We start from the raw sequence: 12781 nt of genomic DNA on the forward strand, positions 1-12781 counted from the left end.
TGCCTGTATTTATGGAAATGTTTATTAAATAAAAGATTTAAGGTGATTAAAATTTTGATAACTTATTTTTTCGTCTTGATACATTTTAACACGATTCATTAAAACAATAAAACTTGATTTAACAAATAAATAGTGAATAGTTTTAATAAATCAAAAATCTAGGTATTACCCATTACCCATTACCTATTACCCATTCTCAAGATTATCTCCAATCATCCCAATCGGAATTAAAAATGGAAGTGTTAGGGAATTGAGTGGGATTACCACTTTTCTCTAAAGTCGCTTTTAAATCCTGTAGGTTTTTGTTACGGAAAGCAAAACCCTCTGTAAATTCATACGGTAAAATTCCCCTTTGTAAAGCCATTGATGCTGTAATACCTGCGGCTGCTCCTGATGACCACTCAAAGGAATGGACTCGATAAGCGGCGGCGGCGATGTGACTGGTGGCAATGCTTTTTCCTGCTACTAACATATTATCGATTTTTTGGGGAATCATAGCCGATAAGGGGATTTGGAAGGGATATGCCTGTCCTTGTCCTCGTCTTTCTCCTTCTCTCTCGGTATTACCCGGTTTTTCGTGGGGATACTCTGTCATGCAAGGGTGAAAATCGATGGCATAGTGTCCAATACCCACAGCATCAGGGTAAATTGTCGATCGAGTGCGATTTTTTACGTCATCTGGGTCAGTTTGACCACTTAAAACCGAAAATCCCTCCAAACCAGACAATAAGGCTTGTAAACGGCGATATTGTTCGGGGGTGAGGGTTTGACGATAATAGTCATCTTTATAGTTACGGCGAGAAATATCAATTTCATTGACCACAAATCCGTTAGGATGAGCATAATTAGGACGACCAATAATTCTTCTACCTTCCCTCATATAAGGATATTTGGATAAACCATGTACTGTACCCATAGGAGAATCTAAACCTTTTAAGAATATGTGATTGGGATTAGGTTTTTTGACACCATCCCCTAATTGAGAATCCGTTGTACCTGCGACTAACCAATGATAAAAACCAATGGCGTTTTCTTCTCCTTTGCGGAGGGTTTCTGTGCGCAATCCCCCCATCCATCCGCCGGGGTTAAATTGTCCTGTTTGTTGTAATTGTTCTTTGGTATAAATTAAATTGTCTCTTGATGTACCCGGGCGATAATCATTTCCCCATGTCCAGTTTTGCATGGAAATATCACCCGGAGTAGGTTTTGTAAAGCTAATACCTTGAAAACTTACCATCTCACTGGGTTGCTCTTTCCAAATTCGTCTATAGGTGAAAACGAGATCAAAATCCGCTAATCTAGGCAATTCATAGCTATAGTAAGGGGCGTATTGTTGATAAAAGGGCGGTTCAGGTTGTGGTTGAGGTTCGGCGGTTTTTTCCATCGCAAAGGTATAAGTAAATCCTTGAGTACAATAAGGATCAGGTGTAGCACTTGAAGATGATGGTTCTAATTCCGATCGAGGATCAATCCCAAGGCGATGAGGTACATCCGTTAAGCCGATTAACTCCCCTGTTTCTGTGGCTTCCACAATAAACCAATTGGCTTTACCTTCTTTGCGTGGTTTTTGAGGAGGAGTAAACCTAATAATATTTTTCTTGAATCTTGCTGAATCTTCGTAGGTGTAAGCATCTTCAATGATTTGCGATAATGTTTCGGTGTTGAGAGGAGGAGTATTGGGTTGAGGTTGATGTTGAATGGCGATCGCCTCGACAATTTGTTGTCCAGTACCAGCATTGGCAACGGTTTCAATTTTTAAGTCTTTAATCACGGTATTAGGAAACCATTTTAAAGTCCCCTTGCCTTTTCTAGCGGCATCTTGTAACTGTTTTTCGAGAATTGTATGGGCATCCCTAGGCAAAAAACAAGAACTACTTACCCAACATTCTCCGGGGTTCGATCGACCATAGAATTTTTCCAGATTACTTCTTAACTCCAAATAACCACGAGGGAAAAATAACTCCTGTCTTTGAGTACTACGTTCATCTAACGCAGAAGTTCCTTGAGAAGAAATTTGTCCTCCAACCCAATCGGTAATATCCGTTAAACAGACGGTTTTGCCCATTAATAAGGCTTCATAAGCAGTGGCAGCCCCTGCTAAACCTCCTCCTACTACTAATATCTCACATTCTTCCGTTCGATCTGCATTACGGGGAATACTTGCCATGACAGGAGTAACGGATACTAGGCTCAAGGGAATAGCAATTAATTTACGCCAAAAATCTTTACTAATAAATCTATACATTAATCTTTCAATCCATCAAAATAGTTAATTGTTCATTATTCATTGTTAATTGTCGATCGATTTTTATGAAAATACAGGCAAGATGCCTGTTTTACAGTTTTACCATGAGAAATCTATATTTTTCTCCGTAGTTCGGGCTTCTAGCCCGATTTCTGCCAGAAGTATATAAGATTAATTTAAGGAAAATTTTGTTCTCTCACATCTTGGGCAAAATGAGTAACACTATCAAAGATAATCTCCTTTAAATTAGCATAAGACTTCGCAAAAGGCGGTAATTTTGCCGATAACCCTAATAAATCTGCCGTTACTAATACTTGTCCATCGCAACCATTTCCTGCACCAATACCAATAGTCGGAATAGATAGGGTTTTGGTGATATTTGTTCCTAATTCTTCGGTAATATGTTCTAGCACGATCGAAAATGCACCTGCTTTTTCCAAGGCTATGGCTTGATTAAATATTTTTTCTTGAGCTTCTTGAGTAATCCCCTGTTTTTTATAACCCAACATTTTCACCGATTGAGGAGTTAAACCAATATGCGCCATAACAGGGATACCAATTTCTGTCAAACGGCTAATAGTTTCAATCATGGAGGGATAGCCACCTTCTAATTTTACTGCCCCTGCTTCAGTTTCCTTGATAATTCTTCCTGCGGATTCAATAGCTTGGGTAATATTGCTTTGATAGGTTAAAAAGGGCAAATCGCACACCACTAAGGCACGATTTACTCCCCTACAAACTGCTTTGGTATGATGGATCATTTCATCAAGGGTGACGGGTAAAGTGCTAGAATGACCTAAAGCCACCATTCCTAAAGAATCTCCCACTAAAATTATGTCAATTCCTGCTAAATCTAATATTTGGGCTATGGCATAATCCCACGCCGTTAAACTAACTATAGGGCGTTTTTCTTGTTTCCATTGTTGTAATTTTTCGATCGAAATGCGCATAAATTAATTAAGAATGAAGAATGAAGAATGAAGAATGAAGAATTAATGCACTTATAGCAAAAGTAAATACTTGAAAATTCTTTGCTATTCCTCAGAATGACAGTTTTTCTTTATCGATGGATAAATCCTAGAATTAATCAACTTTAATCTCCCCCTGTTCACCTGTCCACCTGTATTTTTGTAATCAATAATATCTTTCAATCCTTTACAAAGGTTATGTTAGATTAAAAAAGAGTGATCTTAAACACAATTATTAGACTTAAACTGCTGTTGAGTAAATTAAATAAATGAACAAATTTTTAATAAAACTTATTTTCTCCACAGGCTTTTTTATTATTGGTATTGCTCTTGGAATTTGGGGGAGTCGAGAGTTTACCACTGCTCCATCATCCCTTAAATCTTCCCCTGATGATACCACGATCGTACCTGTTACTGATAGTTCGAGCATCAAAAAAGCTATTCCTACAGAAAGAAATATTAATTTTATCTCCTCAGCAGTAGAAAAAGTCGGGGATGCTGTTGTCAGAATCGATGCTAGTCGTCAAGTGACGCTCAATCTTCCCCCTAATTTAGATCATCCTCTTTTTCGTCATTTTTTCGCTGATCAAATACCTCTCGATCGTATAGAAGAAGGTACAGGCTCAGGTTTTATTGTATCCCAAGAAGGCTTAATTATGACCAATGCCCATGTGGTGGAAGGAGCAAAAGTTGTCTCAGTAGTCATGAAAAATGGTCAATCTGTAGAAGGTAAAGTGTTAGGGGTGGACACCATGACAGATGTAGCCGTAGTCAAAATAGAAGGGCAAAATTTACCGATCATTCCTCTTGCTAATGGCGATAATTTAACGACAGGGCAATGGGCGATCGCCATTGGTAATCCTTTAGGCTTGGATAATACCGTCACTGTAGGTATTATAAGCGCTTTAGGTCGATCGAGTGCCGAAGTAGGAGTGCCAGACAAACGAGTCAAATTCATTCAAACCGATGCGGCGATTAATCCGGGTAACTCTGGAGGTCCTCTTTTAAACGCTCAAGGGGAGGTTATTGGTATTAATACCGCTATTCGTGCCAACGCGCAAGGTTTAGGCTTTGCTATTCCTATTGAAACCGCTAAAAGAATCGCTCAACAACTGGAAAAAACAGGAAAAGCGAGTCATCCCTATCTCGGTATTCAAATGATTACTCTTAATCAGGATATGATTAAAAACGGCAATATTCCCCAAAATTTGGGATTTCCAATCAATCTAACTCAAGGGGTGTTAATCGTCCAAGTAGTTCCCAATTCCCCCGCCCAAGAAGCAGGTTTTATGGCAGGTGATGTTATTTTCAAAGTGGGAGATGTGCCTGTTTTAACTTCTGTGGATGTTCAAGAGCAAGTTGATTTAAGTATTATAGGAGAACCTTTAGAAGTAGAGATCGATCGACAAGGCACAACACAGATAATGACAGTTCGTCCTCAAGAATTTCCCCAAAATCCCTAACTAAAGTGCTTACCGTAAAACAGGCATCTTGCCTGTATTTTGCAAATCTAAAGAAAAACCCCCCACCAAGAAGGTAGAGGGCTTAAATTTTAATTACTAACTAATGAAGTTAAATCCGTTATCAACCGAACTTACCAGCAGTAGAAGCAATTAAGAACGCTGCGTAAGTTAAGATATAGCCTACAGTGAAGTGAGCTAAACCAACTAAACGAGCTTGAACGATCGAAAGAGCAACGGGCTTATCTTTCCAACGAACTAAGTTCGCTAAAGGAGTGCGCTCGTGAGCCCAAACGATGGTTTCGATTAACTCTTGCCAGTATCCACGCCAAGAAATTAAGAACATGAAACCGGTTGCCCAAACAAGGTGTCCGAATAAGAACATCCAAGCCCAGACAGAGAGGTTATTTACACCGTAAGGATTATAACCATTGATTAACTGAGCAGAGTTTGCCCATAAATAATCTCTGAACCAACCCATTAAATAGGTGGAGTTTTCGTTGAACTGAGCAACGTTACCAGTCCAGATACCGAGGTGTTTCCAATGCCAGTAGAAGGTTAACCAACCTAAAGTGTTGAGCATCCAGAACATAGCGAGGTAGAAAGCATCCCAAGCAGAGATGTCACAAGTACCGCCACGACCGGGTCCATCACAAGGGAAGGAGAAACCGAAGTCTTTTTTGTCGGGCATTAATTTAGAACCACGAGCATCTAACGCACCTTTAACAAGAATTAAAGTGGTGGTGTGTAAACCTAGTGCGATGGCATGGTGTACTAAGAAGTCTCCAGGTCCAATGGTGAGGAATAAGGAGTTAGTACCACTGTTAATAGCATCTAACCAACCGGGCAACCAAACATTACCGTAGTTAGGATAAGCGGTAGCGGCAATACTATCAGGATTAGATAATAAAGTATCAAAACCGTAGAGAGCTTTACCATGAGCCGCTTGAATCCATTGAGCAAACACAGGTTCAATTAAGATTTGTTTCTCAGGAGTACCGAAAGCAACCACAACGTCATTGTGAACATAGAGTCCGAGGGTGTGGAAACCTAAGAATAAAGATACCCAGCTTAAGTGAGAAATAATCGCTTCCTTATGTTCGAGCATACGAGCTAAAACGTTATCTTTGTTCGCTTCAGGATCGTAATCACGCACGAAGAAGATAGCACCGTGAGCAAAAGCACCTACCATCAAGAAACCAGCGATGTACTGGTGATGAGTGTAAAGAGCAGCTTGGGTGGTATAGTCTTTAGCAATGAACACATAGGAAGGTAAAGAGTACATATGTTGAGCCACCAAGGAGGTAACAACCCCTAAACAAGCTAGGGCTAAACCTAACTGGAAGTGTAAAGAGTTATTAACGGTGTCATAAAGTCCTTTGTGTCCTGCACCCAACTTACCAGAAGGAGGTCTGTGATTATTCAAAATTTCTTTAATACTGTGACCGATTCCCCAGTTAGTGCGGTACATATGACCAGCAATAATGAAGATAACAGCGATCGCCAAGTGGTGATGAGCAATGTCAGTCAACCATAAAGATTCGGTTTGAGGATGGAAACCACCTAAGAAGGTTAAGATTGCAGTTCCTGCACCATCGGAAGTTCCGAAAACTTGACTAGCTGTATCAGGGTTTTCAGCATAAACTCCCCAGTTACCAGTAAAGAAAGGAGCTAATCCAGCGGGGTGAGGTTTAACACTTAAGAAGTTATCCCAACCAACGTGAACACCACGAGATTCAGGAATAGCAACGTGTACTAAGTGACCAGCCCATGCCAAAGAACTAACACCGAATAAACCGCCTAAATGGTGATTTAAACGAGATTCAGCATTCTTGAACCAAGAAAGGCTAGGACGGAACTTAGGTTGTAAGTGTAACCAACCAGCAAACAAGAATAAAGCAGACAGAATTAAAAGGAAAACTGCGCCAGAGTATAAATCTTGATTATTGGTCATCCCGATGGTGTAGAACCAGTGGTAAACACCAGAGTAGGCTACGTTAACAGGACTAGAAGCTCCTGCTTGGGTGAAAGCATCGATCGCACCTTGACCGAAATGGGGATCCCAAATTGCATGGGCGATGGGACGGACGTTTAAAGGATCTTTGATCCACTGCTCAAAATTGCCTTGCCAAGCTACATGGAATACTGTTCCGGAAGTCCATAGGAAGATGATTGCTAAATGACCAAAGTGAGAAGCAAAAATCTTTTGGTAGAGATTCTCCTCAGTCATTCCGTCATGAGTTTCAAAGTCATGAGCGGTTGCAATTCCGTACCAGATGCGGCGTGTAGTTGGATCTTGGGCTAAATCTTGGCTAAATTTAGGAAATTTAGTTGCCATAGCTTTTTAAAGGAATTCTCCTGTTACACAATGAGGGTCAACGATTCAAAAACGCTGCTCTATTTTGTTTTTTTGCTCTTGCCCAAAGAAACTAATATTTGCTCCTTGGGCAAGTGATTTAAAGTTGTTTTTTAAGAAGTTAATAGTCAAGTATTTAAACTGTTCTATCAACTCTTCGTTTTTGTGAAAACGGCTTTATTGGTTATTTTATAACTTATTTTGCCGAATTAGCTCCCACTTGTTAGTGAAAGTTTACATTTCTAGCCTACCGACAGCATTCGACAGAGGAAGAATGCCCATGTAGTCACGATACCACCTAAGAGATAGTGAGCTACACCTACTGCACGACCTTGAACGATGCTCAAAGCGCGAGGTTGGATGGCGGGGGCTAATTTGAGTTTGTTATGCGCCCAAACAATGGACTCAATTAATTCTTGCCAGTAACCACGTCCACTGAAAAGGAACATTAAGCTAAAAGCGAAGATAAAGTGACCGGCTAAGAACATGATGCCATAAGCAGATAAAGCTGAACCGTAAGAGTTAATTACGTTAGCGGCTTGCGCCCATAAGAAGTCTCTTAACCAGCCGTTGATAGTAATTGCACTTTGGGCAAAATTACCACCAGTGATGTGAGAAACAGTACCATCAGGTAAAACTGTACCCCAAACATCGGATTGCATTTTCCAACTAAAGTGGAAGATTACCACAGAGATGGAGTTATACATCCAGAATAAACCTAAGAAGACATGATCCCATCCAGATACTTGACAAGTACCACCACGACCGGGTCCATCACAAGGGAAGCGGAAGCCTAACTCAGCTTTGTCGGGGACTAAGCGAGAGCTACGAGCATAAAGTACACCTTTGAGAAGGATTAATACAGTAACGTGAATGGTGAAAGCATGGATATGGTGAACCATGAAATCAGCAGTACCTAAAGTAATAGGCATCATTGCTACTTTACCGCCTACCGCTACAACATCTCCACCGAAAGCATAACTAGCGGTTGCACCTGCCCAAGGAGCGGTTGCACCTGCTGCTGCGGTGTGAAGACCTTGAATCCATTGAGCAAAGATAGGCTGTAATTGGATTGCAGAGTCAGAGAACATATCTTGAGGACGACCTAAAGCTCTCATGGTGTCATTGTGAATGTACAACCCGAAGCTGTGGAAGCCTAACCAGATACATACCCAGTTGAGGTGAGAAATAATTGCGTCACGGTGACGAAGTACTCTGTCTAAGAGGTTATTAACGTTCTTAGCAGGATCGTAGTCACGAACCATGAAGATAGAAGCGTGAGCTCCTGCACCAACAATCAAGAATGCACCGATCCACATATGGTGTGTGAACAATGATAACTGAGTACCATAGTCAGTTGCCAAGTAGGGATAAGGAGGCATGGAATACATATGTTGAGCAACAATAATAGTCAAAGAACCTAATAAAGCGAGGTTAATGGCTAATTGTGCGTGCCATGATGTGGTTAAGATTTCATAGAGTCCTTTATGACCTTCTCCAGTGAAGGGTCCTTTATGACCTTCTAGGATTTCTTTCATGCTGTGACCGATTCCCCAGTTGGTGCGGTACATATGACCTGCGATGATGAATAATACTGCGATCGCCAAGTGATGGTGAGCGGTATCAGAGAGCCATAAGCCACCAGTTACAGGATTTAAACCACCTTTGAAGGTTAAGAAATCGGAGTATGCACCCCAATTTAAGGTAAAGAATGGTGTTAAACCTTGAGCAAAGCTGGGATATAACTCAGCCATTTTAGAAGGTTCGAGAATAAACTCATGGGGTAAAGGAATATCCGCAGGAGCGACACCAGCATCTAATAACTTATTAATAGGTAAAGATACATGGATTTGGTGTCCTGCCCATCCTAAAGAGCCTAAACCGAGTAAACCTGCTAAATGGTGGTTCATCATGGATTCCACATTTTGGAACCATTCCAACTTAGGAGCGGCTTTATGATAGTGAAACCAACCAGCAAAGAGCATTAATCCAGCCATTACTAAGCCACCGATGGCGGTACAGTAAAGCTGAAACTCATTGGTGATTCCAGAGGCTCTCCATAATTGGAAGAAACCGGATGTGATTTGAATACCGTGGAAACCACCGCCTACATCGGCGTTAAGGATGTCTTGACCAACGATGGGCCAAACAACTTGGGCGCTTGGTTTAATGTTTAAGGGGTCTGCTAACCATGCGGAGTAGTTGGAAAACTTAGCTCCGTGGAAGTACATTCCACTCAACCAAACAAATACTACTGCTAAATGACCGAAGTGAGCACTGAAGATTTTACGAGAAATATCTTCTAAATCACTGGTTTGACTATCGAAATCGTGGGCATCGGCGTGAAGATTCCAAATCCAAGTTGTGGTTTTGGGTCCTCTAGCTAAAGTCCGATCGAAGTGTCCGGGCTTACCCCATTTTTCAAAGGAGGTAGGAACGGGATTCTTATCTACAATAACTTTAGCTTTCGCCTCTTTTTGAGGGCTTACTGTCATGAGGTATCCTCTCTCGACAAAATACTTTAACTACTACATTAACCAAGATGATAATGGTATTTTGACTCACTTGTGGGATTTGCTTAACAATATTTAAAATTTGCTTAATATTCTCTCATCAGCAACGTTTTAAGTTAAGATTTTCTCATTTTCATCAAAATTTTGTTACGTTTATTTATATTCATTAATGAATACTATTTTAAAATCTATAAACTACATAAATTTCTATACTCGGTGCTGTCGATCGAAAATTAAATCTGACGCAAATTTTGATAAGTTAGACTAAGGATAAATATGGAAGTTACGCACTTGTAGCAAAAATCAAGGAATTGAGATTCCTTCGCTTTCGCTCGGAATGACAGAATATCATTATTGGTGTGTAAGTCCTAAAATATAGATATAGGGGAATAAATATGAGTAAGGCTAAAGATGTTCAAATCGGTAGTATTGGTTTAGATACAAGGGTTTTTCGTTCTCGCACATGGGATCGATTAAAATTCGAGGTAGAATATGGTTTAAGTCGTGGTACTACGGCTAATTCTTTTGTTATTGAAGGGGATAAAATCGCTTTAATTGATCCACCTGGGGAATCTTTTACGGACATTTTTCTTTCGGCTTTAAATCAAAGAATACCTTTAAATTCGATTGATTATGTTATTTTAGGTCATGTTAATCCAAATCGATCAAACACCATAAATAAATTAGTAGAAAAAGCCCCAAATATTACTTTTATCACTTCTAATACGGGAGCTAAATCTTTACAAACTATTTTTGAAAATACCTATCCAGAAACCATTGCAGAAAAATCATTAAATATTATATCGGTTAAAAATGATTATGAATTAGACTTAGGAAAAAATCATATTTTAGAGTTTATTACTACTCCTAATCCCCGTTATCCTGATCAGCTTTTAACCTTCGATCGAGCCTCCCAAATATTCTATACTGATAAGTTATTTTCTGCTCACGTTTGCGGTGATCAAATATTAGATGAAGGCTGGAAAATTTATCAAGAAGATAGACGATACTATTTTGATTGTGTTATTGCACCCTATGCCACTCAAGTCATAAAAGCCTTAGAAAAAATCTCTCCCAAAAATCCCCACATTTACGCCACATCTCACGGTCCTTTGGTAAGATATGGTTTAACAGAATTAACAGGGTTGTATCGTCAATGGTTAGAGACTCAACAAAATCAAACCTTAAACGTTGCCCTAATTTACGCCTCCGCCTACGGTAACACTGCCGTTTTAGCCAATGCCATCGCCAGAGGTATAACTAAAGCAGGGGTAAGGGTAGAATCCATTAACGCCGAATTTGCCTCCAGTGACGAGATTAAAACCGCTATTCAAGAATGTGATGGATTTATTTTCGGTTCTCCTACATTGGGAGGACACGCTCCCACTCAAATTCAAAGTGCCTTAGGAATTGCTTTAGCCAATGCTGATACCAATAAATTAACGGGGGTTTTTGGTTCTTATGGTTGGAGCGGAGAGGCGATCGATCTGTTAGAATCAAAATTCAAAGATGGAGGTTATCGCTTCGGATTCGAGACAATTCGAGTCAAATTTAAGCCAACGGAAGCTATCTTAAAAACCTGTGAAGAAGCGGGTACAGATTTTGCCCAAGCCTTGAAAAAGCGTAAAAAAGCCCTAAAACCTAAAGAATCTGCCGATAATTCCTTAAGCGCACGCACCGAACAGGCTTTAGGTCGTCTCGTAGGTTCTCTATGTATTGTCACCACTCAAACAGAAGAATTAAAAGGCGCAATGGTGGCTTCTTGGGTATCTCAAGCAACCTTTAACCCTCCCGGTTTAACTATTGCAGTGGCGAAGGAGAGGGCGATCGAATCTTTGTTGCCTATCGGTAGTAAATTTGTCTTAAATATTTTAGAAGAAGGCAAACACATCGACTTAATGAAACAATTTTTGAAACCCTTTGCCCCAGGGGAAGATCGTTTTGCTAACATTGAATGGGAATCTGCTGAAAATGGATGCCCGATTTTATCTTCAGCTTTAGCTTATGTTGAATGTGAAGTCAACAAACGTCTTGAATGTGGTGATCATTGGGTGTTATATTCGATCGCCAAAAATGGTAAACTGTTGTCAGATACTGGCTTAACGGCGGTACATCATCGCAAATCTGGTACTCATTATTAAAAAAAATCCCGTAAAACAGGCATCTTGCCTGTAAATGCTTCATTTTTTAACTACTAGGAAACAATTTTATTTAAAATAGACTGTAAAGTAGGTAATTTTATGGGTTTAGGTAGAAAATCTATCATTCCCGCTTCTCGAAATGTTTGTTTATTTTCTTCGTCATCGTGCGCCGTCATGGCAATAATTACGGGTAGCTTATCAGGAGGTAATATTTCGTGAATTTTTTTTGTAGCGGTTAATCCGTCCATTTCGGGCATTTCTACATCCATGAAAATAATATCATAGGACTGGAGTTCGATCGAACTTAAAACTTCTAGCCCATTTGTCACCATATCCGCAGAATAACCAAGTTTTTTGAGGAAATTTAAAATTAACTTTTGATTAACTCGATTATCTTCCGCCACTAAAATTTTTAATGGTTTTAGTTGTTGAGGTGACATCATTTCATCAGATGTTGTTGCTGTTAAAGTTTTCTCGTCTAACACAGGATTTTGGGATGTTGACTCATAAACATATTCAAGATTTAAAAATTGTTGCAATTTATCAAAAATGATACTGGTAAGGAAAGGTTTACTGACAATATCATCACATCCTGCTTTTAAAATATCCTCTTTTTGTTCCATAAAAGCATGGGCAGTTAATGCTATTATCACAGGACAATAAGAAATTTTTTGACTATATTCTCGAATTAACTTAGTCGCTTCATAACCATCCATTTCTACCATGCCTATATCCATCCAAATCAAATCAGGATGCCAAACTTTGGTAATTTCCACAGCTTCTTTACCATTAACCGCTTCTTGAATCGCAAAACCTAAAGGTTTTAATAATTTAGATAAAAGTAAACGATTATCCTCATTATCATCTACAATTAAAATGCGATAAACAGGAGTATTTTTTCCTAAACTCACTATTTTTTGATGGGATAAAATTTTAGATTTAGTTAAAGAACAAACGGGAATATAATTAAGAGTAAAAGAAAACATTGTGCCTTGGTTAACTTCACTTTCCACCTTAATTTTTCCTCCCATTAATGGGAGCATCCCAATTTTGCCAATATACCAAAAATGAGGATAATAGAAAGGTTAATATTTAAAC

General features: G+C 39.5%; 7 protein-coding genes. 2 read left to right on the top strand and 5 right to left on the bottom strand.

Annotated features, from left to right (window positions below):
* Nucleotides 1-202 precede the first annotated feature (202 nt).
* Together ACN4EE_RS03530 and panB are read right to left on the bottom strand one after the other, a co-directional pair.
* Nucleotides 203-2245: an FAD-dependent oxidoreductase gene (locus ACN4EE_RS03530; protein WP_431705014.1), complete on the bottom strand. Its 2043-nt coding sequence runs from the start codon at nt 2243-2245 to the stop codon at nt 203-205.
* 176 nt (nt 2246-2421) lie between these two features.
* On the bottom strand, nt 2422-3195 hold the full coding sequence (gene panB / locus ACN4EE_RS03535) for a 3-methyl-2-oxobutanoate hydroxymethyltransferase (protein WP_431705015.1): 774 nt from the start codon (nt 3193-3195) through the stop codon (nt 2422-2424).
* Nucleotides 3196-3482: 287 nt separating this feature from the next.
* Between panB and ACN4EE_RS03540 the strand changes: the two genes are divergently transcribed.
* Nucleotides 3483-4676 (top strand): HhoA/HhoB/HtrA family serine endopeptidase, encoded by a 1194-nt coding sequence (locus tag ACN4EE_RS03540; protein WP_431705016.1) that lies wholly within the window; start codon nt 3483-3485, stop codon nt 4674-4676.
* Nucleotides 4677-4797: 121 nt separating this feature from the next.
* Here ACN4EE_RS03540 and psaB read toward each other — a convergent pair whose 3' ends face one another.
* Nucleotides 4798-7011, bottom strand: a complete 2214-nt coding sequence (gene psaB, locus ACN4EE_RS03545) for a photosystem I core protein PsaB (protein WP_431705017.1) — start codon at nt 7009-7011, stop codon at nt 4798-4800.
* Nucleotides 7012-7271: 260 nt separating this feature from the next.
* Nucleotides 7272-9524: a photosystem I core protein PsaA gene (gene psaA / locus ACN4EE_RS03550; RefSeq protein WP_431705018.1), complete on the bottom strand. Its 2253-nt coding sequence runs from the start codon at nt 9522-9524 to the stop codon at nt 7272-7274.
* Between the two features lie 413 nt (nt 9525-9937).
* On the opposite strand from psaA, the gene ACN4EE_RS03555 reads away from it, so the two are divergent.
* Nucleotides 9938-11683, top strand: coding sequence for a diflavin flavoprotein (locus ACN4EE_RS03555; protein ID WP_431705019.1), 1746 nt, complete (start codon nt 9938-9940; stop codon nt 11681-11683).
* A 53-nt stretch (nt 11684-11736) separates the two neighbouring features.
* Here the strand turns inward: ACN4EE_RS03555 and ACN4EE_RS03560 are convergent, their stop codons facing one another.
* Nucleotides 11737-12726, bottom strand: a complete 990-nt coding sequence (locus ACN4EE_RS03560) for a response regulator (protein WP_431705020.1) — start codon at nt 12724-12726, stop codon at nt 11737-11739.
* Nucleotides 12727-12781 lie beyond the last annotated feature (55 nt).

This window comes from Geminocystis sp. CENA526 (genome assembly GCF_050753365.1).
Classification (GTDB): Bacteria; Cyanobacteriota; Cyanobacteriia; order Cyanobacteriales; family Cyanobacteriaceae; genus Geminocystis.